Source organism: Roseomonas sp. WA12, from assembly GCF_054165765.1.
This window is the reverse complement of sequence record NZ_CM135108.1, coordinates 575,114-595,549: the sequence shown is the minus strand read 5'-3', so window position 1 is coordinate 595,549 and position 20,436 is coordinate 575,114. Positions and strand designations below refer to the sequence as shown.

General features: G+C 69.5%; 18 protein-coding genes. 12 read left to right on the top strand and 6 right to left on the bottom strand.

Going from position 1 to position 20,436, the window contains the following annotated elements; genetic code table 11:
- Position 1 precedes the first annotated feature (1 nt).
- The 3 genes from rpoD to ACVBD7_RS02910 form a co-directional block, all read right to left on the bottom strand.
- Positions 2-1,939 carry an RNA polymerase sigma factor RpoD gene (gene rpoD / locus ACVBD7_RS02920; RefSeq protein WP_458096020.1) on the bottom strand — a complete coding sequence of 646 codons (1,938 nt, stop codon included), beginning with the start codon at positions 1,937-1,939 and terminating at the stop codon, positions 2-4.
- Between the two features lie 73 nt (positions 1,940-2,012).
- A complete protein-coding gene (dnaG, locus tag ACVBD7_RS02915) occupies positions 2,013-3,929 on the bottom strand; it encodes a DNA primase (protein WP_458096019.1) in 1,917 nt (638 codons plus the stop codon).
- Between the two features lie 43 nt (positions 3,930-3,972).
- Positions 3,973-4,431, bottom strand: coding sequence for a GatB/YqeY domain-containing protein (locus ACVBD7_RS02910; RefSeq protein WP_458096018.1), 459 nt, complete (start codon positions 4,429-4,431; stop codon positions 3,973-3,975).
- 131 nt (positions 4,432-4,562) lie between these two features.
- Between ACVBD7_RS02910 and carA the strand changes: the two genes are divergently transcribed.
- The 9 genes from carA (at position 4,563) to ACVBD7_RS02865 (ending at position 14,939) form a co-directional block, all read left to right on the top strand.
- Positions 4,563-5,996 (top strand): glutamine-hydrolyzing carbamoyl-phosphate synthase small subunit, encoded by a 1,434-nt coding sequence (carA, locus tag ACVBD7_RS02905; protein ID WP_458096017.1) that lies wholly within the window; start codon positions 4,563-4,565, stop codon positions 5,994-5,996.
- A complete protein-coding gene (locus tag ACVBD7_RS02900; RefSeq protein WP_458096016.1) occupies positions 5,993-6,241 on the top strand; it encodes a hypothetical protein in 249 nt (82 codons plus the stop codon). Before carA ends, ACVBD7_RS02900 begins: the two co-directional genes overlap by 4 nt.
- Positions 6,238-6,621: a hypothetical protein gene (locus ACVBD7_RS02895; protein WP_458096015.1), complete on the top strand. Its 384-nt coding sequence runs from the start codon at positions 6,238-6,240 to the stop codon at positions 6,619-6,621. Before ACVBD7_RS02900 ends, ACVBD7_RS02895 begins: the two co-directional genes overlap by 4 nt.
- Positions 6,618-6,908: a hypothetical protein gene (locus ACVBD7_RS02890; protein WP_458096014.1), complete on the top strand. Its 291-nt coding sequence runs from the start codon at positions 6,618-6,620 to the stop codon at positions 6,906-6,908. The genes ACVBD7_RS02895 and ACVBD7_RS02890 overlap by 4 nt, the downstream gene beginning before the upstream one ends.
- 3 nt (positions 6,909-6,911) lie before the next feature.
- Positions 6,912-10,160 carry a carbamoyl-phosphate synthase large subunit gene (gene carB / locus ACVBD7_RS02885; protein WP_458096013.1) on the top strand — a complete coding sequence of 1,083 codons (3,249 nt, stop codon included), beginning with the start codon at positions 6,912-6,914 and terminating at the stop codon, positions 10,158-10,160.
- A 208-nt stretch (positions 10,161-10,368) separates the two neighbouring features.
- A complete protein-coding gene (greA, locus tag ACVBD7_RS02880) occupies positions 10,369-10,842 on the top strand; it encodes a transcription elongation factor GreA (protein WP_458096012.1) in 474 nt (157 codons plus the stop codon).
- An 8-nt stretch (positions 10,843-10,850) separates the two neighbouring features.
- The gene (locus ACVBD7_RS02875; RefSeq protein ID WP_458096011.1) at positions 10,851-12,089 is read left to right on the top strand and encodes a threonine ammonia-lyase; all 1,239 of its coding nucleotides are present in this window, start codon (positions 10,851-10,853) and stop codon (positions 12,087-12,089) included.
- A 77-nt stretch (positions 12,090-12,166) separates the two neighbouring features.
- Entirely contained in the window at positions 12,167-12,622 is a 456-nt protein-coding gene (locus tag ACVBD7_RS02870) for a hypothetical protein (protein WP_458096010.1), read from the top strand.
- A 40-nt stretch (positions 12,623-12,662) separates the two neighbouring features.
- On the top strand, positions 12,663-14,939 hold the full coding sequence (locus ACVBD7_RS02865; protein ID WP_458096009.1) for a PBP1A family penicillin-binding protein: 2,277 nt from the start codon (positions 12,663-12,665) through the stop codon (positions 14,937-14,939).
- Between the two features lie 25 nt (positions 14,940-14,964).
- On the opposite strand, the gene ACVBD7_RS02860 is transcribed toward ACVBD7_RS02865, so the two are convergent.
- A complete protein-coding gene (locus tag ACVBD7_RS02860; RefSeq protein WP_458096008.1) occupies positions 14,965-15,456 on the bottom strand; it encodes an Lrp/AsnC family transcriptional regulator in 492 nt (163 codons plus the stop codon).
- Between the two features lie 186 nt (positions 15,457-15,642).
- Here ACVBD7_RS02860 and trxB point away from each other — a divergent pair, with 186 nt between their 5' ends.
- The 3 genes from trxB (at position 15,643) to ACVBD7_RS02845 (ending at position 18,217) form a co-directional block, all read left to right on the top strand.
- The gene (gene trxB, locus ACVBD7_RS02855) at positions 15,643-16,632 is read left to right on the top strand and encodes a thioredoxin-disulfide reductase (RefSeq protein WP_458096007.1); all 990 of its coding nucleotides are present in this window, start codon (positions 15,643-15,645) and stop codon (positions 16,630-16,632) included.
- Positions 16,632-17,519: a LysR family transcriptional regulator gene (locus ACVBD7_RS02850; protein WP_458096006.1), complete on the top strand. Its 888-nt coding sequence runs from the start codon at positions 16,632-16,634 to the stop codon at positions 17,517-17,519. The genes trxB and ACVBD7_RS02850 overlap by 1 nt, the downstream gene beginning before the upstream one ends.
- A gap of 320 nt (positions 17,520-17,839) precedes the next feature.
- Positions 17,840-18,217 (top strand): DUF6481 family protein, encoded by a 378-nt coding sequence (locus ACVBD7_RS02845; RefSeq protein ID WP_458096005.1) that lies wholly within the window; start codon positions 17,840-17,842, stop codon positions 18,215-18,217.
- 167 nt (positions 18,218-18,384) lie between these two features.
- On the opposite strand, the gene ACVBD7_RS02840 is transcribed toward ACVBD7_RS02845, so the two are convergent.
- Both ACVBD7_RS02840 and ACVBD7_RS02835 read right to left on the bottom strand, forming a co-directional pair.
- The gene (locus ACVBD7_RS02840) at positions 18,385-19,317 is read right to left on the bottom strand and encodes an NAD-dependent epimerase/dehydratase family protein (protein ID WP_458096004.1); all 933 of its coding nucleotides are present in this window, start codon (positions 19,315-19,317) and stop codon (positions 18,385-18,387) included.
- A 2-nt stretch (positions 19,318-19,319) separates the two neighbouring features.
- The gene (locus tag ACVBD7_RS02835) at positions 19,320-20,303 is read right to left on the bottom strand and encodes a Bug family tripartite tricarboxylate transporter substrate binding protein (RefSeq protein WP_458096003.1); all 984 of its coding nucleotides are present in this window, start codon (positions 20,301-20,303) and stop codon (positions 19,320-19,322) included.
- Positions 20,304-20,436: the final 133 nt, after the last annotated feature.

The following is a 20,436-nucleotide window of genomic DNA, read 5'->3' as shown; positions in this document are numbered from 1 at the left end:
CCTAGTTGTCCAGGAAGGATCGCAGCTTACGGCTCCGCGTCGGGTGCTTCAGCTTGCGGAGCGCCTTCGCCTCGATCTGGCGGATGCGCTCGCGGGTCACGTTGAACTGCTGCCCGACCTCTTCCAGCGTATGGTCCGTGTTCATGCCGATGCCGAAGCGCATCCGCAGGACGCGTTCCTCACGCGGCGTGAGGGAGGAGAGCACGCGGGTGGTCGCCTCGCGCAGGTTGGACTGGATCGCGGCATCCAGCGGGATGATGGCCGCCTTGTCCTCGATGAAGTCGCCGAGATGGCTGTCCTCCTCGTCGCCGATCGGCGTCTCGAGGGAGATCGGCTCCTTGGCGATCTTGAGGACCTTGCGGACCTTCTCTAGCGGCATGCCGAGCTTCTCGGCCAGCTCCTCCGGCTGCGGCTCGCGCCCGATCTCGTGCAGCATTTGCCGACTGGTCCGGACCAGCTTGTTGATCGTCTCGATCATGTGGACGGGGATACGGATGGTGCGCGCCTGGTCCGCGATCGAGCGCGTGATCGCCTGCCGGATCCACCAGGTGGCGTAGGTGGAGAACTTGTACCCGCGGCGATACTCGAACTTATCCACGGCCTTCATCAGGCCGATATTCCCCTCCTGGATCAGGTCCAGGAACTGCAGGCCGCGGTTCGTGTACTTCTTGGCGATGGAGATCACGAGGCGAAGGTTGGCCTCGATCATCTCCTTCTTCGCCTGCGTCATGTCGCGCTCGCCCCGGGACACGGTGGCGTAGACGCGCTTGTACTCGCCGACCGGCAGGCCGGTGAGGGAGGCGACCTTGCCGATCTCGGCGCGGATGTTCTCCGCATCCTCGCGCGAGTTGGCGACGAAGGCCTGCCAGCCCTTGCCCTTCAGCTTGCCAATGCGGTCGAACCACTGCGGGTCCATCTCGGCGCCGGCCCAGTGCTCCAGGAACTCGGCGCGCTTGACCTTGTGGCTCTCGGCAAGGCGCAGCACCTGGCCTTCCAGGCCCACCAGGCGGCGGTATAGGCCCTTGATCTGGTCGACCAGCTCCTCGATTCGGTTGTTGTGCAGATGCACCTTCTGCACGAGAGCCACGATCTCAAGGCGCTGCTTCTCGTAGGATTTCTCCGAACGGCCGGCCAGCTCACCACCGGTGGTGTAGGCCTCCATCCGCTTGTTCGACATCTTCTCGAGCCTGGCATAGCCCTGCTCGATCGCCTCGAAGGCAGCCAGCGCCTCGGGCTTCAGCTTCTCCTCAAGCGCGGAGAGGGAGAGGCCGACGCCCTCGCCCTCCTCGCCTTCCTCGAACTCCTCGGCCTCCGGCGGCGGGCCGTCAGGCATGTCCGCGTTGTTCGTGGCCTCGAGGTCGATAACGTCGCGTAGCAGCAGCTTGCCGCTCACCACGGCCTCATGCCAGCCGACAATAGCGCGGAAGGTCAGCGGGCTCTCGCAGAGGCCACCGATCATCATGTCGCGGCCAGCTTCGATCCGCTTGGCGATCGCGATCTCGCCTTCGCGAGAGAGCAGCTCCACGCTGCCCATCTCGCGGAGATACATGCGGACGGGGTCGTCGGTACGGCCGAGATTCGCCTCGTCGACGTTGCCGCCGGACTCCTCGTCCTCGGGCTTCTCCTTGCCCTCTTCCTCGTCTTCCTCGCCCTCGGCCTTGGCGGGCTTCTTCTCGGTGTCGTCGTCGGCGCTCTCTTCAGCCTCGACGAGGTTGATGCCCATCTCCGAGAAGAGGGCCATCGTGTCCTCGATCTGCTCGGAGGAGACCTGGCCGGAGGGCAGCGCGGCATTGAATTCGTCGTAGGTGATGTAGCCGCGCTCACGGCCCTTCGCCATGAGCTTCTTGACGGAAGCCAGCAGGCTGTCGAGCAGCGCGCCCTCGACCGCCTCGTCGCGGTGCTCCGCCGTCTCCGTGCCGTTCGCCACCTTCGTCGCCATGCCATTCTCCCGCCACGGACGGACCCACCGGAAGGCGCTCGGGCCGCCACCGGGAATCACATAAGCCTCTACCCTATGGAGCGACGCCTTCGACGTCCTCCTCCAGCCCCGTCTCGCCGCGGCGCAGCGCGGAAAGAGCCTGGGAGAGGCGAATGACGCGAGCCTGGGATGCGGCATCGTTCGCCGTCTCCAACTCGCGTCCCGCTGCCACCAGGTCCTCGACCAGCGCGCCCTCGCCCCGCAGGAAGCCGAAGAAATGCCACCAGCCCGAAAGGGTCTCGCCCGGCTGGGCATCCGGTCCCGCCTCCCGCGGGAGGCCGGTCGCGCGCATGACCCAGGCACGGGCCTCGCCGAGGCCGGTCGTGTCCAAGTGGGAGAGCAGATCAGCCGAGTCAAGCGAGCCGCTACCCTGATTTGACGCTTCCGTGAGGCCTTGTGCCTCCTCAGCCATGACCTGCCCGGCATGCCAGGCCAGCATCGCCGCCTGGATGGCCGAGGGATGGCCGTGAGGCAGTTCCAGCAGCGCGAAGGCCTCCTCCACCTCCCGCAAGAGCCAGGGATGGGCGAGGATGATGGCCAGCATGCACCGCGCCTGCTCCATCCGGGTGCTCTCGGCCTCCGGTGCCACACGGGGCGGCAGGCGGATGGGCGGCCTGAAGCCCGGGCGGTTCCCGCGCTTGAAGCCCCCCTCGCCGCCGCCGCTGACGGGCCGCTGCGGGCGCGGGGGCCGGGCGCTCTCGAAGAAGCGGTTCAGCAGGGCGCTGCGGTACTCGGAGGCGAGCGACTTGTCAGGGATGCGGCCGGCGGCGGCGGCCAGGTCGTTGCGAAAGGCCGCCCGCCCCTCGGGCGTGTCCAGCGGACGGCCGTCGGCCATCAGATCATAGAGAGCGACCGAGAGCGGCTTGGCCGCGTCCAGCACGGACTGGAAGGCGGCCGGGCCCTTGGCGCGGATCAGCTCGTCCGGATCCTTGCCGCCCAGCACGGTGGCGAAGCGCAGGGTCCGCTCCGTGCCGAGCAGCGGCAGCACCATCTCTGCCGACCGCGCCGCGGCCCGCAGCCCCGCCGCATCGGCATCCAGGCACAGCACGGGCTCTGGCGTGACACGCCAGAGTTCCTCCATCTGCTCGGGCGTCAGTGCCGTGCCGAGCGGGGCTACCGCGCCCTCGAATCCGGCTTGGTGGAGGGCGATGACGTCCATGTAGCCCTCGGCCACGATCAGCCGCGCCTTGCCGCGGAACACCGCCTCGCGCGCTATGTCCAGCCCGTAAAGGGTCCTGCGCTTGGAGAAGACGTCGGTCTCCGGCCCGTTCAGGTATTTCGGCTGTCCGTCGCCCAGAATCCGCCCACCGAAGGAGACAATGCGGCCGCGCTTGTCCCGGATGGGGAACATGACGCGGTTGTAGAAGAAGTCGTTGTAAACTCCGTCCCGCCCCTCGGCCGGCTTGGTCAGCCCGGCCTCGGCGAGCTGGCGGGGCTCAATGCCCGTCGGTTTCAGCTCCGCCGCCAGCGCCCCACGGCCGGCGCCGGACCATCCCAGGCCGAAACGGGTGATTGTGGCGTCCGTCAGGCCGCGGTCCTTCAGGTACTCCAGCGCCTGCCGGCCCTCGGGGGCATAGAGGGCGCGCTGCATGGTCTCGGCGGCGGCGCCAAGCACGTCGTGCAGGTCCCGCGCCTTCGCCTCCCGCGCCGCCTGGCGGGGAGATTCCTTTGGCACCTCCAGCCCGGCCTCATGGGCCAGCCGCTCCACCGCTTCCCGGAAGGGCAGGCCCTCGGTCTGCATGGTGAAGCCGATGGCATCGCCGTGCTGGCCGCAGCCGAAGCAGTGGTAGTGGTCGTCATAGACGTAGAAGGAAGGTGTCTTCTCGTTGTGGAAGGGGCAGCAACCCTTCCACTGGCGCCCGTTGCGCGCGAGCTTGACCTTGCGGCCGATCAGCGGCGGCAAGGGGGTGCGGGCGCGGAGCTCGTCGAGGAAGTTGGGCGGGAGGGCCATGGGTCGGCAGTATAGCGCGGCTACCCCACCTGCCGACCGGAGTTCAGCCGCCCAGCGCCGCCTTCACCATCGGCCCGGCCTTGGCCATGTCCAGCACAGCGGCATGTTTAGCCTTCAGCGCGGCCATCACCTTGCCCATCTCCTTGATAGAGCTGGCGCCGGTCTCGGCCACCGCGTCGCGCACGGCCGCTTCCATCGCCGCGTCATCCATCTGCTGCGGCAGGAAGGACTCAATGACCGCGATTTCGGCCTCCTCCTTCGCGGCCAGCTCCTCGCGCTTGCCCTGGCGGTACATCTCCACACTCTCGCGCCGGGACTTCACCATGCCGCGGAGGAGGGAGGTGATGGATTCCTCCGGGATCTGCTCCACACCGGTCGGGCGGGACGCGATGTCGGCGTCCTTCAGCTTGGCCATGACCATGCGGATGGTGGAGGTACGGAGGCTGTCGCCGGCGCGCATGGAGGCCTTGAGTTCCTCGGTGAAACGGGCGCGAAGGCTCATGGATGTGGTCTCCTGACTGGATTGGCGGTCTAGAGCGGATCGGGGCCCATGCGGAAGCCTGGGAAGTGAGTTCCCAGTCGAACATACCCTTCCCGCTTCCATTGGGAACCGGTTTCCCACATATAGGGAGCATGCGGACCGTCGAGCAGATTCTGACCCTGATGGGTGGCGCCAGCGCCGCGGCCGCTCATTGCGGCGTGGGCACGGAAGCTATCCGCAAATGGCGCCAGGCCCGAGCCATCCCACCTCGCCACTGGCCCGCCGTCCTCTCCGCCACCGGCCTTGCGCTCGATGACCTGCCCCGCGCGCCGATGCCGCACGATGCCGATCCGCTCACCCAACCCGCCGCGACCGCCGATGCCAACCTGGCCCAGGAGCCCTCGATGACCCCTGCCCCGCAAGCCAACCAGGCCGACACTGTGCCTGAGGGCGCGACCGCCTGCCTCGTGCTTGGCAACGGCCAGGTGATCTGGGGCTACGGCTTCGGTGCCACGGGCAAGCGCGTCGGCGAGGTCTGCTTCAACACGGGCATGACCGGCTACCAGGAGACGCTGACCGACCCCTCCTATGCCGGGCAGATCATCACCTTCACCTTCCCCCATATCGGCAATGTCGGCGCCAATGCGGAGGATACGGAGGCGACCAGCGCCGCCGCCCTCGGGCTGGTGGTGAAGGCGGACCTGACAGAGCCCTCCAACTACCGCGCCACGCGCGACCTGGACGACTGGCTGAAGAGCCACGGCCTGCCCGGCATCTCCGGCGTGGACACCCGCGCGCTGACGACCCTCATCCGAGAGGCCGGCGCCCCGAACGGGCTGATCTGCCACGCGCCCGACGGCAAATTTGACCTGCCCGCGCTGCGCGCCGAGGCGGCGGGCTGGCCGGGGCTGGAGGGGATGGACCTCGCGAAGGACGTCTCCTGCACCCAGGCCTATAAGTGGGACGAGGCGCTGTGGTCCTGGGGCCAGGGCTATGCGCGCCAGACAGCGCCGAAGCACCGGGTCGTCGCGGTCGATTACGGCGCCAAGCGCAACATCCTGCGCTGCCTGGCCGATGCCGGCTGCGAGGTGACCGTGGTGCCCGCCACCGCCACCGCGGAGGAGATCCTGCGCCACGGGCCGGACGGCGTGTTCCTCTCCAACGGCCCAGGTGACCCGGCGGCGACCGGCGAGTACGCGGTGCCGGCCATCCGCGGCGTGCTGGATGCGGGCAAGCCGGTTTTCGGCATCTGCCTCGGCCACCAGCTCCTTGCCCTGGCTCTGGGTGCGAAGACCTACAAGCTCGATCGCGGCCATCGCGGCGCCAACCAGCCCGTGAAGGACCTCGCCACCGGGCGCGTGGAGATCACCTCGCAGAACCATGGCTTTGCGGTGGACGACAAGTCGCTGCCCGAGGGGGTGACGGTAACCCATGTCAGCCTGTTCGACGGCTCGAACGAAGGCATCGCCTGCCCGTCGCGCAACGCTTTCTCCGTGCAGTACCACCCCGAGGCCTCGCCGGGCCCGAGTGACAGCCATCACCTATTCCACCGCTTCACCGGCATGATGGAAAAGGCGGCCGGGTGATCCGCCTCCTCTTTCTGGCGCTGCCCCTTTCGCTGCTGGCCTGGTGGACGCTGACCCGCGTGGGCCAGCCGCGCGACAGGGCCTGGATGGGTGGGGTGGCGATCTCCTTCCTTGCGCTCGGCGGCGTGGTCTTCTTCGCCGGGGAGGACCACGAGCCCGGCCGGGCGCTCGCCGCCGCGCTCTGGGCGGGCGTGCATGCGGTGCTGTTCCTGCTCGGCCGTCCCTTCCTGGGGCGCACTCGATGAGTAACCAGCTCGCGGTCGGTGCCGTGCTGATGATCGGCGTGCTCGCGCTGCTCTTCGACGTGCCATTCCTGCTGCCCGTCGTTGTTGCGCTGGTGGGCTACACGGCCGCCAGCGTCCTCTGCACGGTGACGACGCTTGTCATCCGTTGGGCGACCAAGCTGCTGCTCGCGCCGCTTCCGCGCGCCGTCACGGCGCTCGGCGTCTCGTTCCTCCTCCACGCCTTCGCCTGGTGGGACGGGTGGCATCCCTTCCGCGGCGTCTACCTGCTGGAGGAGGCGTTTCACGTCACCATCCTCCTCCTCTTCGCCCATCTGCCGGTGACGATCCTGCTGCTGCGCGATCTTGGGACCGACGCCTCCGAGGGAAACGCCAAGCCATGAGCACCGGCGATATCAACTTCGATCCGCTGTTCTACGGCGCCGGCAGCTCGCTGGCGGTCGCGGTGGTCGGGACAACGGTCGCATGGCGCGCGTTGGCCGCGCTTCCACGCCCGGCCCGCGTCCTCGCCGCCAGCCTGTCCTGCCTCGGTGCCGCAAGCATCGCCGCCCTGCTTCTCAGCGCCACCTCCCCCCGCCTCGGCGAGTTGGTGAGCGTGACCGTCACCCTTTCCGCCGTGCTCCAGGGCGCGGCCGCCATCATCCTCTTCCTGCTGCCCCGGAGGGCCTGAGCCATGCCGAAGCGCACCGACATCAAGTCCATCATGATCATCGGCGCGGGCCCGATCATCATCGGCCAGGCCTGCGAGTTCGACTACTCGGGCGCCCAGGCCTGCAAGGCGCTACGCGCTGAGGGCTACCGGGTGATCCTCGTGAATTCCAACCCCGCCACGATCATGACCGACCCCGAGCTGGCGGACGCCACCTATATCGAGCCGATCACGCCGGAGGTGGTGGAGAAGATCATCGCCAAGGAGCGGCCGGACGCCATCCTGCCGACCATGGGCGGCCAGACCGCGCTGAACACGGCGCTGAAGCTCGACGCCTCCGGCGCGCTGACTAAGTATGGCTGCGAGCTGATCGGCGCGAAGGCCGATGTCATCGACAAGGCCGAGGACCGGCTGAAGTTCCGCGATGCCATGACCAAGATCGGCATCGAGAGCCCGCGCAGCCACATCGCCCACACGATGGAGGAGGCGCGCGCCGGGCTCGAGCAGGTGAAGCTTCCCTGCGTCATCCGCCCCTCCTTCACGCTCGGCGGCACGGGCGGCGGTATCGCCTACAACAAGGAGGAGTTCGAGCAGATCGTCGCCTCCGGCCTCGATGCATCCATGACGACCGAGGTTCTGATCGAGGAGAGCGTGCTGGGCTGGAAGGAGTACGAGATGGAGGTGGTCCGCGACAGCGCGGACAACTGCATCATCGTCTGCTCCATCGAGAACCTGGACGCGATGGGCGTGCATACCGGCGACAGCGTGACGATCGCCCCGGCGCTGACGCTGACGGACAAGGAATACCAGCGCATGCGCGATGCGAGCATCGCCTGCCTGCGCGAAATCGGCGTGGATACCGGCGGCTCGAACGTGCAGTTCGGCATCAACCCCGCCGATGGCCGCATGGTGGTGATCGAGATGAACCCGCGCGTCTCGCGGTCCTCGGCGCTCGCCTCCAAGGCCACTGGCTTCCCCATCGCCAAGATCGCGGCGAAGCTGGCCGTCGGCTACACGCTGGACGAGCTGGCGAACGACATCACCAAGACGACCCCGGCCGCCTTCGAGCCGACGATCGACTACGTGGTGGTGAAGATCCCGCGCTTCACCTTCGAGAAGTTCCCGGGCACGCCGAACACGCTGACCACCAGCATGAAGTCGGTCGGCGAGACCATGGCGATCGGCCGCAGCTTCAACGAGGCGCTGCAGAAGGGCCTGCGCGGGCTGGAGACGGGCTTTTCGGGGCTGGACGAGGTTCCCGTGCCGGGCGACGGCTCGCCTGAGGCCTATTTCGCGGCGCTGGCCACGCCGACGCCGGACCGCATCCTCATGGTCGCGCAGGCCCTCCGCGCCGGGCTCGACATCGCGACCATCCACGATGCCTGCAAGTTCGACCCCTGGTTCCTCCGCGAAGTCGAAAAGCTCGTGCAGGCCGAGGCCGGCGTGATCCAGCACGGGCTGCCGACGGACGCCAACGGAATGCGCCGCCTGAAGGCGATGGGCTTCTCCGACCGTCGCCTGGCCAAGCTTGCCGGGCTGCACGCACCGGAGGTAGAGGCCCGCCGCACGCGGATGGGCGTGCTGCCGGTCTACAAGCGCATCGACACCTGCGCGGCCGAGTTCGCCTCGGGCACGCCCTACATGTACTCGACCTATGAGGGCGGCTTCGGCACGCCGGTCTGCGAGAGCGACCCGACCGACCGCACGAAGGTGGTTATCCTCGGCGGCGGCCCGAACCGCATCGGCCAGGGCATCGAGTTCGACTACTGCTGCGTCCACGCGGCCTATGCGCTGCGGGAGGCCGGGTTCGAGACCATCATGGTCAACTGCAACCCCGAGACGGTGTCCACCGACTACGACACCTCCGACCGGCTGTATTTCGAGCCGTTGACCGAGGAGGACGTGCTCGCCCTCATCCGCAAGGAACAGGGCAAGGGCACGCTGCTTGGCTGCATCGTGCAGTATGGCGGGCAGACCCCACTCAAGCTCTCCCAGGCGCTGGACAAGGCGGGCATCCCCATCCTCGGCACCTCCGCGGAGGCGATCGACATCGCCGAGGACCGCGAGCGCTTCCAGCAACTGCTGAAGGGCCTCGGCCTCAAGCAGCCGCAGAACGGCATCGCCCGCAACCTGGACGAGGCGGTGCATGAGGCGGAGCGGATCGGCTACCCGGTCGTGGTGCGCCCCTCCTACGTGCTCGGCGGCCGGGCCATGGAGATCGCCTATAACCACGAGCAGCTGCTGCGCTTCGGCAAGGAGGCGGTGAAGGTCTCGGGCGAGAACCCGATCCTTATCGACCAGTACCTGCAGGACGCCATCGAGGTGGATGTGGACTGCATCGCGGATGCCGCGGGCGAGGTCTATGTCGCCGGCGTCATGGAACATATCGAGGAGGCCGGCATCCATTCCGGCGACAGCGCCTGCTCCCTGCCGCCCTACTCCCTGCCGCCCGCCATCATCACGGAACTCAAGGCCGAAACCGAGGCGATGGCGCGTGCGCTGAAGGTGCGCGGGCTGATGAACGTGCAGTACGCGGTGAAGGACGGGGACATCTATGTCCTCGAGGTGAACCCGCGCGCGTCGCGCACCGTGCCCTTCGTCGCCAAGGCCACCGGCGTGCCGGTCGCCAAGATCGGCGCGCGGGTCATGGCGGGCGCGAAGCTGGCGGAGTTCCGGCTGGACGACACGGTCATCAACCGCCACGTCGCGGTGAAGGAGGCGGTGTTCCCCTTCAACCGCTTCCCGGGCGTGGACGTGCTGCTCGGGCCGGAGATGAAGTCCACCGGCGAGGTGATGGGCCTCGACCTCTCCTTCGAGCGCGCCTTCCTCAAGTCCCAGATGGGCGCGGGGGTAAAGCTGCCGGAGGGCGGGGCCGCCTTCATCTCGGTGAAGGATTCCGACAAGGCGGCGGCGGTGTCGCTGGCCCGGCGCCTGTCCGAGATGGGATTCGACATCCTGGCCACCCGGGGCACGGCGGTGCGGCTGCGCGAGGCCGGGCTGGCTGTGCGCGTGGTAAACAAGGTGCTGGAAGGCCGCCCGCACTGCGTGGACGCCATCAAGTCGGGCGAGATCCAGCTGGTGATCAACACCACCCAGGGCGGACGCTCGGTCAGCGATAGCTTCGACATCCGCCGCAGCGCCCTCACCCAGGGGGTTCCGCACTACACCACCCTCGCTGGCGCCAGGGCCGCGGTGCACGCCATCGCGGCGCTTCGGGCAGGTACCCTTGATGTGGCGCCACTCCAGGCGTATTTTCAGCCTTCGTTCTCGTAGCGGGTCCTCACCGGCCCGCGCCGAATAGGGGCGGGTCCGGCATCCCTTCAACGGGATGGCCGGTGCCCGCCCCAAGCGTTTCAACCCGCCGCGCCCCTTTGCAGGGGGCGCGGCGGCTGCATCTGGGCCACCTGACGCCGCCCTCGCCGAGGGGGCGTATGGGTGGCCTGCGTGAGCCGTGCAGTCGCAACTGGGGGGATACCCGCCCGTGCAGAAGTTCCCGATGACCGCCGAGGGCCTCGCCCGTCTCGAGGAGGAGCTCCGCGTTCTGCGCGTCGAGGAGCGCCCGGCCGTGATCCGCGCGATCGCCGAGGCGCGCGAGCATGGCGATCTCTCCGAGAACGCCGAGTACCATGCGGCGCGCGAGAAGCAGTCCTTCATCGAGGGCCGCATCGCCGACCTGGAGTCAGTGATTCCCTCGGTCGAGGTGATCGATGTCTCGAAGCTGGCCGGTGACCAGGTGCGCTTCGGCGCCCGTGTCACCGTCGTCGACGAGGAGACGGAGGACGAGAAGACCTACCGGATCATCGGCGCCTATGAGGCCGATATGAAGACGGGGTCGATCTCCATCTCCTCCCCGCTCGCCAAGGCCCTGATCGGGCGCAAGGTGGGCGACAGCGTCGAGGTGCCCGCGCCGGGTGGCGCGCGCTCCGTCGAGATCACCGCCGTCTCTTACAGCTGAGGCGGCCGATGTCGCTCGCCCGCGTGGTCCCGGTCGGCACGGCGCCCGCCGTCACCTTGGCCGATGTGCGGGCGGCGGCGGAGCGCATCCGCGGCGCCATCCTCCGGACGCCGCTGGTCGAGCCCCATGCGCTGGCGCGGATCACCGGCGCCGAGGTGCTGCTGAAGCTGGACAACCTACAGGCCACCGGCGCCTTCAAGGAGCGCGGCGCGGCCAACCGCCTCGCCCTCCTTACGGCGCGGGAGCGGGCGGCGGGCGTGATCGCCATGTCCGCCGGCAATCATGCTCAGGCCGTGGCGCGCCATGCCGCGCTGCGCGGGGTCGCCGCCACCATCGTCATGCCGCGCTTCACCCCGGCCACCAAGGTAGTCCGTACCGAGGGCTGGGGCGCCAACGTGGTCCTGCATGGCGAGACACTGGCCGAGGCCGCGGCCCATGCGCATGAGCTCGCGCTGCGCGACGGGCTGGTCTTCATCCATCCCTATGACGACCCTGCCGTGATCGCCGGCCAGGGCACCATGGCACTGGAGATCCTGGAGGACGCAGCGGAGCTGGATGCCGTCATCCTGCCCGTGGGCGGCGGCGGCCTTCTGGCCGGCTGCGCCGCCGCCATCGCCGAAGCGCGGCCGGGGCTGAAGGTCTATGGTGTCGAGGTCGAGGGCTATCCCGCCATGGCGCAGCGCCTGGCCGGCCGCCCGGTGATCGTCGGCGGCCCCACTGTCGCCGAGGGCATCGCCGTGCGCGACGTGGGCGAGCTGCCCTTTGCCCTGCTGCGGGACATGGAGATCGAGGTGCTGGTGGTGCCCGAGGCCACGGTCGAACAGGGCATCGCCGTTCTGGCCGAGAACGCCAAGGTGACCTCCGAGGGAGCCGGCGCCGCAGGGCTGGCCGCCGTGCTCGCCCGCCCCGATCTCTTTGCCGGCAAGCGCGTGGCGACCGCCGTCTGCGGCGGCAATATCGACCCGCGCATCCTGGCCAATGTGCTCTTGCGTAACCTGCTGCGGGACGGGCGGATCCTTCGCCTGCATCTCGAAATTCCGGACCGGCCGGGCGTGCTGGCCGACATCTCCACGCGCGTGGCCGCGGCCGGGGGCAATGTCATCGAGGTGAGCCACCAGCGCCTTTTTGCCGCCCCGTCCGTGCAGACGGCCGAGCTGGAATTGATGGTGGAGGTGCGGGACGCCGCCCAGGGCGCCGCCATCGTGGCCGCGCTGGAGGCAGGCGACTACGTGGTGCGGCGCGGCTGATCCGCAGTGGCCGGCGGGCGAAACCACCGCGGCGGGCCGGGGTTTCCTAGGTTAGTTCCGCGTGGAGAGCCCGACCTGTGCCTGCCCTGCCTCGCACCGCCCCTGTCCTTCTTGCCGTGCTGACCTCGGCCCTGCTGATTCCCTCCGAGGCCGAGGCACGCCGCCGCGGCGGTGGCGGCTGGCACCCGGAGCAGGTGCTCTCCAGCATCTTCAACTTCCGCATTTCTCCGCCCGCCCGCCCGCAGCCTGTCCGTCGGGCTCGCCGCTCCGCCCCGCCGCGGGCGGTGGCGCCGCAGCAGCAGATGGCCGCGGCCGAAGCACCCTCCCCCGCGCCGGCCGCACGGCCTCCGGTGCAGGAGGTCGCATCGGCTCCGCTGCCGCCCGCCCGACCTGCAGCGCCACTGGCGACCGCGGACTCCGCACCGGCTGCCCTCGTGACGCCGGCAGCCGCGGCCCAGCCCGCCTCCGTCCGGCCCTCCCCTGCCCCGGCCCGGGCGGCCGAGCGCAGCACCTGGATCGAACCGGTCCGCTGACCCGGATGCACGCCGTTCGACGACAGCGGCCCGCACGGCCATGAGCGCGGCCGACGGTGCAGGCCGCCCGCCCTTCGGCCCGAATGGCGTTGAGCAGGGGCTCTCGGCCCAGCATTCTGCCCTTCCGACAGGTCCTGCTCCGGCTGCCCGGCCCCGGCCGGCCACGCGGGCTCGCGTAGCCCGCGTTCTCCGCGCCCTGTTCCGCCCCACCCGCATCCTGCTCGCCCTTTCCCTGGCCGGACTGGCCGTGCTCGGATTTGTGGCCTGGGCGATGCTGCGCATTCCTGTCGGCGGCGGGATGTCGCCCGACGCAACCCCGGCCTCCCTCATCTTGGAAGCGCGGGATGGCGCCGCCTTCACGGCCCGCGGCGTACTGCGGGGCGACCCGATCGCGGCGGATGCCATCCCCAAGTCGCTGATGGATGCGATCATTGCTATAGAGGACAGACGCTTCCTCGACCATGGCGGAGTGGACCTGCGCGGCTTGCTCCGCGCCAGCCTCCTCAACCTGCAGGCCGGCCGCGCCCGCCAGGGTGCTAGTACCATCACCCAGCAGCTCGCCCGACTGATGTACCTGTCCCAAGACCGCTCCCTCACCCGCAAGGTTCAGGAGGCGGTGCTGGCTTTCTGGCTGGAGAGCCGGCTGAGCAAGGAGGAGATCCTCGCCCGCTACCTCAACGCCGCCTATTTCGGCGCCGGTGCCTGGGGCGCCGATGCCGCTGCCCGCCGCTACTTCGGCAAGGGTGCGGCGGAGATGACGGTGGCGGAGGCGGCGATGCTTGCCGGGCTGGTTCGCGCGCCCTCCAACCTCGCCCCTACCCGCAACCCCGAGGGCGCGCGGCGCCGGGCCGAGCTGGTCCTGGCCGTTATGCAGGAGACCGGCCGGATCACCCCGGAGCAGGCCGCCACCGCGCGCGCCGCACCGCCGACCTTGCGTGCCCCGCCGGAGATGACGGCTGGCCGCGGCTACTTCGCCGACTGGGCCGAGGCCGAGGCCCGCCGCCTTATCGGCCCCTTGCCGGTGGACCTCTCCGTCCGCACAACCCTCGACCCCGCCCTGCAGGACCTTGCGGAGCGCGTCGTCTCGGGCTGGCTGGATGGCGAGGGCCGCCGCGTGAACGCTGGCCAGGCCGCGCTTCTGGCCATGACGCATGATGGCGCCGTGCTGGCCGCCGTGGGCGGGCGGGATTACGAGGCCAGCCAGTTCAACCGCATCACCCAGGCGCGTCGCCAGCCAGGGTCGCTGTTCAAGCTATTCACCTATGCCGCCGCCCTCGAATCGGGCCTCACCGCCAACAGCCAGGTGGTGGACCGCCCTGTTCGCATCGGTGACTGGGAACCCGGCAATTACGGCGACCGATTCCGCGGCGCCATGTCGCTCCGCGACGCCTTCGCCCAGTCTGTGAACACGGTCGCCGTGCAGCTCTACACCCAGGTCGGCCGGGAGCGAGTGCTGGATACGGCCCGCCGCATGGGACTTCGCTCGGAAATGCCCAATGCACCGGCGGTGTCGCTCGGCGCCGGTGAGGCGACCCTGCTGGAGATGACCGCCGCCTTCGCCGCCGCCGCCAACAACCGTGCGGTCGAGCCGTACATCATCCGGGACGTGCGCGCCCGGGACCGCGCCCTGTTCCGCCGCCCCGACACCATCCCGGGCGGCACACCCATCCTCTCCCCCAATGCTCATGAGGAGCTGATGGACCTGCTTCTCTCGGTGGTGCGGACCGGTACGGGCTCTGCGGCCCGCCTCGATCGCCCCGTGGCCGGGAAGACCGGCACGACCCAGGACAGCCGCGACGCTTGGTTCATCGGCATGACGGCCGATGTCGTCGTCGGCGTCTGGGTGGGAAATGACGACAACTCGCCGATGCGGAACGTGACCGGCGGGGCCCTGCCCGCGCGAATCTGGCAGGATTTCGTCCGCAACGCCGACCGCGCCAAGACCACCGAGGCCCCGATGGCCGCCAGCACCCCGGCCCGCCCTGTTGAACCGAGCCGCGCCCCGCCGCTCCGCGGTGTGGCGAGCGTGGTGGACACGGCGACGCTTCGCATCGGCAACCGTGCCATTCAGCTGACCGGCGTCATCGGCATGCGCGGCGAGTTCGCCCGCCAGTTCGCCCTCTATCTCGGCGGGCGGGAGGTGGTTTGCGAGGCCGTGTCCGACGGCGCGCACCGTTGCAATCTGGAGGGGCGCGACCTCTCCGACCTCGTGCTGTTCAACGGCGGTGGCCGCGCCAGCGCGGATGCGGCACCGGCGCTCAGGGAAAGCGAGTCTCAGGCGCGGGCCGCCGGCCGAGGGATCTGGGCGGGGGGCTAGGCGCGCGGATTACCATAGGCCTACCTCACCCCCCGACAGGAACACCTGCTTCGTCCTTGGACGTCCGGATTGTCTGCAACGTGCGCACCAGCATGACGGTCGGTGCGCCGGTCAGCCGGTTGGTCAGCTCGTTCTCATGCGCGGGATTGCGGGCCACAAGGCGCAGCAGGAAGTCGCCGCCGCCGCGGATCATGTGGCACTCGCGCACCTCCGGCCATTCCCGCACCATGGCCTCGAACGCTTCTAGGACAGGCAGCTTCTGGCTCTCCAGCCCGACCACAGCGAAGAAGGTGATCTCCCATCCCAGGGCAGCGGGCTCGACATCGGCGTGATAGCCGCGGATCACGCCCGACTCCTCCAGCCGCCTAACTCGGCGCAGGCAGGGGGGCGCGGAGAGGCCGACGCGGGCGGCAAGTGCCACGTTGGTCATGCGGCCATCGGCCTGCAGCTCCCGCAGGATGTCGCGGTCCGTCGCATCCAGGGCGCCGGGCCCGAACTCTTTGCCGAGGTCTTTCAAGGGCGGTTCTTCTCTCGGGCCGTTCGGGCGGGACGCTTCGGGGCGGCTGACTATCCCCTGTGAGGGGCCCCGCCTTCAAGCCCGCAAGGCCCTGAGCCGGATGGAGGGCCTGTAAGGGGTGGTGCAACGCGTGCGCTGCACCGATATGGTGCGGCGACGACTCTGCATCCCACTCAGGACATGGACGTGGCCGAGACCCACCGCACGCGACTGCTAATCCTCGGGGCCGGGCCGGCCGGCTACACCGCCGCCATCTATGCGGCGCGGGCCGGGCTGGAACCCATTCTCGTCGCAGGGCTGCAGCCCGGCGGGCAGCTGACCATCACCACCGATGTCGAGAACTACCCCGGCTTCGCCGCCGCGGTGCAGGGGCCATGGCTCATGGACCAGATGCGCGCCCAGGCGGAGCATGTCGGCACGCGCATCGTCGGGGACGTCATCACCTCGGTCGACCTCGGGGCACGGCCGCTCCGCGCGGTCGGCGACTCCGGGGACACCTACGAGTCCTCCTCCATGGTGATCGCCACCGGCGCCCAGGCGCGCTGGCTCGGCATCCCCGGAGAGAAGGAGCTGTCCGGCTTCGGCGTCTCCGCCTGCGCGACCTGTGACGGCTTCTTCTTCCGCGGCCGGGAGGTCGCCGTAATCGGCGGCGGCAATTCCGCGGTCGAGGAGGCGCTGTACCTGGCCGGGCTGGCCAGCAAGGTGACGCTGATCCATCGCCGCGACAGCCTGCGGGCCGAGCGGATCATGCAGGAGCGGCTGTTCAACCACCCGAAGGTCTCCGTGATATGGAACACGGTGGTGGAGGAGGCGCTGGCGACCGAGGACAAGTTCCCGGCGCTGCGGGCCCTGAAGCTGCGCAGCCTGGAGGGCGGCGGCAGCTACGAGCTGCCCGTGCACGGCATGTTCGTCGCCATTGGGCATGATCCGGCCACCGCCCTGTTCCGCGGCCAGCTCGAGACCGACGCCGATGGCTACATCGTCACCGAGCCTGGCTCGGCCCGCACCAGCATCCCCGGCGTCTTTGCCGCGGGCGATGTGCAGGACCGCATCTATCGCCAGGCGGTGACCGCGGCAGGCAGCGGCTGCATGGCGGCGCTGGATGCCGAGAAGTGGCTGGCCCACATCCCGGACGATGCCCCGGCGGTCGCCGCCTATGACGCGGTGGACGGCTGATGCCGCTCGATTGGGACAAGCTCCGCGTCTTCCATGCGGTGGCCGAGGCCGGGTCCTTCACCCATGCCGGCGACACGCTGAACCTCAGCCAGTCCGCGGTCTCCCGCCAGATCCAGGCGCTGGAGGAGAGCCTGGCGGTCCCGCTCTTCCACCGCCACGCACGCGGCTTGATTCTGACGGAGCAGGGCGAGACGCTGAACAAGACGGTGCGCGAGGTCTTCGCCAAGCTGGCCATGACTGAGGCATTGCTGACCGAGAGCCGCGAGCGTGCCGCCGGCCGGCTGAAGGTGACCACCACCACCGGCTTCGGCTCCACTTGGCTGGCGCCAAGGCTTGAGAAGTTTCTGAAGCTGCATCCGGATGTGACCGTCACGCTGCTGCTGGACGACACGGAGCTGGACCTGGCGATGCGGGAGGCCGACCTGGCAATCCGCATGCACCCGCCCCGGCAGCCTGACCTGATCCAGCGCCATATCGCCACCTTCGGCTGGAAGGTCGTGGGGTCATCCGACTACCTGCGCGGGGCGGGCATCCCGCAACGGGCGGAGGACCTGGATGCACACCGCCTCATCATCTACGGCGACTACCACCCGCCCGTGGAGGACATTAATTGGCTGGTTGAGGCTGGGCGGCGTGCAGGGTCGCCCCGTCGGGCGGCCGTTGAGGTGAACTCGCTGCCGGCCATGCTGCGCGCGGTGCGCTCCGGCCTCGGTATCGCGGCCCTGCCGGACTATATGGGCGAGGACCTGGCCGAGTTGGTACCGGTGCTGCCGGAGCTGAAGACGCCCAAGATCGAAGCGTTCTTCGTTTATCCGGAAGAGATGCGGAACTCGAAGCGTGTGGCGGTCTTCCGGGACTTCCTGGTAGCCGAGCTCGCCGCCGTCTAAGGGTTGCTGCGCCGCGTCATGCCGATGCCGCATGGCGGATGGCCGTTCTTGACGCGTCCGGCAGGGAGAAGGCGGGCCTAGGCTTCGTTTGTTCGGCAATTTGGTCCGGACGGGGTCCCCGGATCCCCGCGTCTCCCTGTTTCAGTCGGGACGTGAAGCCTCCCTGTATGCACTTGCCCGGAAGGTCCAGGCTTCAGGCCAGGCTTTCCGGGCTTTCTTTTTCGCGCGCGCGATGCCACCTGACGGCCATCCCGCGACGCGGCCCGCGCCGGGCCCGACGAATGGCCGCCCCCCGGCGAAGACCACAGCAGAGAGCGACGATGCGAACCCTCAAGGGCACTGATTTCAACGACCGCAGCAAGAACTCCCTCGAAGCGAAGAAGGCGCTGCTCGAGCGCTTCAAGTCACGGCCGCCCGCCGACGACCCCGAGGTCCTGGCCCGCCAGGAAGAGCGCCGGCGCATTATCGAGGCCCGTGAGATTCGTGAGGCCGAGCGCCGGCGTCTCAAGGAAGAGGAGAAGGCCCGCCAGGAGGCCGAGCGCCTGCGGCTGATCGCTGAGGAAGAGGCCCGCCAAGCCGAGCTGGCCCGCCAGGCCGCCGAGGCTGCCGAGCGGGCGAAGCAGGAGTTGATCGAGGCGAAGCTCGAGCGTGATCGTCGCTACGCGGCGCGCAAGGCGCGCACGAAGGGCAAGAAGTAGGGCCTACGACGGCCGGCCTAGGCGGCCGGCATCTCTGCCCAGCGGAGGCCTCGCCTGCGATGGGCCTCTCCACCGGGGAGCCTGAGGCTCCCCGGGGTCTTCTCCTTGTTTTCGGCCCCGCTGGCAGGCTCGGGCGCAGCGCACAATGGCCTGTGCGGCCATCTACGCTACTTGGGCAGCATCTCTACGGCCAAAGTTGTCCCGGTCCGCCTGGCATGGGCGCGGATGATGCCGTTCAGTCCCACATCTACCAGCTCGTCCGAGAAAGCCGGATGCACCGTGCCCAGCCGCGTTGGCCAGCCGGCCACGAGTCGTTCAACCGCCGGGTCCGACGCGCAGGTGAGATAGGGCGCAGCGATGCCGCAGGCTTCAAGGGCGGCGCGAGCCGCGTCCGCCGATCCGGCCAGGGATGGCACGTGCAGGACCGATGCCGGTACCGGGCACAGGGCAGCGCGCAGTGCCAGGCCCAGCACCGCCTCCGCCGAGGCCACGGGAATTGCGTGCCCGGGCGCCAGAGGAGCAGTGAAGGCGCGCCCGCGCAGCGCCGAATCGATCAGGTCGGAGACGAAGCCCGCGCCCGGCGGGGCGGTGCGGGCCGCTGTGCGAACGACCGTGACGGGTAGGCGCAGCACCACGCCGTTCGCCTCGCGCCGACGAGTGGCATCGAGCAGCAGCCGCTCAGCAATCAGCTTGGTGGTGCCATAGGTCGAGCGGGGGTCGGGCGGCGTATCCTCGGTGGTGACCGGGTCGCCGCGCCCGAAGACGGCAACGCTGGAGAGGAACACGACGCGCGGCGGGGTTGGCTGCGCGCGGGCCCAGCGCAGGACAGCGCGCATCCCCTCCACATTGATCTGGAAGGCCAGATCGGGATCGGCCTCACTTGCCTGACTGGTAATGGCGGCAGCGTGGACCAGTACGTCGGCTTCGGGCGCCAGTTCGGGCAGGCGAGCGATGTCGGCCGTGATCGCCCGGTGAGCCGCGCCCAGAGGCGGCGTGGTCCGATCCAGGCCGGTCACCGCGGACACGCGCGAGTCCTCCGCCAGCATGGCCGCCAACTGCCCGCCGAGGAAGCCGGCGGCGCCGGTGACGAGGACTCGCATGACTACTCCGGCTTGACGTTCGCCACGCGGATCACCTCGGCCCAGCGCGCGATGTCCTCCCGCAGGAAGGCACCCATCGCGTCGGCGTTCCGGACATTGACGGTCATGCCCACCTCGGTGGTGCGGGCGCGCACGGGCTCGCGCGCCATCGCGGCCAGGGCGAGTTCCCGCAGCCGGGCCAGGGCCGGGGCGGGCACGGCAGCGGGGGCAAAGAGGCCGAACCAGGCATCCGCCTCCACCCCCTCCACTCCGGCCTGCGCCAGGGTGGGCAGTTCCGGCAGATGAGGCGAGCGGTTGGGAGAGGCGACCGCCAGGGCGCGCAGCCGCCCGGATTGAACCTGGGACAGCACCGTTGGCGCGGTGGCGAAGCTCGCCTGCACATGCCCGCCCAGCAGGTCGTTCAGCATGGGCGAGGAGCCGCGATAGGGCACATGCACCATGTCCGTCCCAGTCTTGGCGCGGAACAGTTCAAGGGTGAGGTGGGAAGCAGAGCCCTGGCCGGTGGAGGCGCAGGTGATCCTGCCGGGCTGCGCGCGCAGAAGGGCAAGCAGCTCGGCCACGCTGGCCGCGGGCACGTCCGGCCGCACCACCAGGATGTGTTGCAGGTCGGCCAGCCCGGCCAGCGGTGCGAAATCCCGCACCGGGTCATAGCCGCCGCCATCGGGCAGAAGGGAGATGTTGGTCGCGTGGGTCTGGTTGGAGGCGAGCATGACCAGCGTGCCGTCCCCCGGCCCCGTCGCCACTCGGCGGGAACCAATGGAACCGCCGCCCCCCGCGACATTTTCGACCACCACCGGAGAGCCAAGGTCCTTGGCCATCTCCGCAGCCACGAGCCGCGCCAGCACGTCCGTCGGCCCGCCGGCGGGATAGGGCACAACCAGCACAACGGGGCGGCCGGGCATCCAGGGCGCCTGGGCGCGCGCGGCCGAAATGGCGAGGCCAGGCAGGGCGCCCAGCAGCAGGGTCGCGTGGCGGCGCGTGATCATGATGGGGACCTCCCTTCCCGTTCGTGGCCGCGCCGAGCGCGGGTGTTGGCCGACGGGATGGCACGGATCGCAGCTTGGGGAAACGGCCGCGGGCTGACGCGAACCGTATCCCGGCGCAGGATGCGGGCGGCTA

What these genes read in the sequence shown, in the direction of transcription:
- rpoD (WP_458096020.1), bottom strand. Translation starts at nt 1,939, where the DNA reads ATGGCGACGAAGGTGGCGAACGGCACGGAGACGGCGGAGCACCGCGAC.
- dnaG (WP_458096019.1), bottom strand. Translation starts at nt 3,929, where the DNA reads ATGGCCCTCCCGCCCAACTTCCTCGACGAGCTCCGCGCCCGCACCCCC.
- ACVBD7_RS02910 (WP_458096018.1), bottom strand. Translation starts at nt 4,431, where the DNA reads ATGAGCCTTCGCGCCCGTTTCACCGAGGAACTCAAGGCCTCCATGCGC.
- carA (WP_458096017.1), top strand. Translation starts at nt 4,563, where the DNA reads ATGCGGACCGTCGAGCAGATTCTGACCCTGATGGGTGGCGCCAGCGCC.
- ACVBD7_RS02895 (WP_458096015.1), top strand. Translation starts at nt 6,238, where the DNA reads ATGAGTAACCAGCTCGCGGTCGGTGCCGTGCTGATGATCGGCGTGCTC.
- ACVBD7_RS02890 (WP_458096014.1), top strand. Translation starts at nt 6,618, where the DNA reads ATGAGCACCGGCGATATCAACTTCGATCCGCTGTTCTACGGCGCCGGC.
- carB (WP_458096013.1), top strand. Translation starts at nt 6,912, where the DNA reads ATGCCGAAGCGCACCGACATCAAGTCCATCATGATCATCGGCGCGGGC.
- ACVBD7_RS02875 (WP_458096011.1), top strand. Translation starts at nt 10,851, where the DNA reads ATGTCGCTCGCCCGCGTGGTCCCGGTCGGCACGGCGCCCGCCGTCACC.
- ACVBD7_RS02865 (WP_458096009.1), top strand. Translation starts at nt 12,663, where the DNA reads ATGAGCGCGGCCGACGGTGCAGGCCGCCCGCCCTTCGGCCCGAATGGC.
- ACVBD7_RS02850 (WP_458096006.1), top strand. Translation starts at nt 16,632, where the DNA reads ATGCCGCTCGATTGGGACAAGCTCCGCGTCTTCCATGCGGTGGCCGAG.
- ACVBD7_RS02845 (WP_458096005.1), top strand. Translation starts at nt 17,840, where the DNA reads ATGCGAACCCTCAAGGGCACTGATTTCAACGACCGCAGCAAGAACTCC.
- ACVBD7_RS02840 (WP_458096004.1), bottom strand. Translation starts at nt 19,317, where the DNA reads ATGCGAGTCCTCGTCACCGGCGCCGCCGGCTTCCTCGGCGGGCAGTTG.
- ACVBD7_RS02835 (WP_458096003.1), bottom strand. Translation starts at nt 20,303, where the DNA reads ATGATCACGCGCCGCCACGCGACCCTGCTGCTGGGCGCCCTGCCTGGC.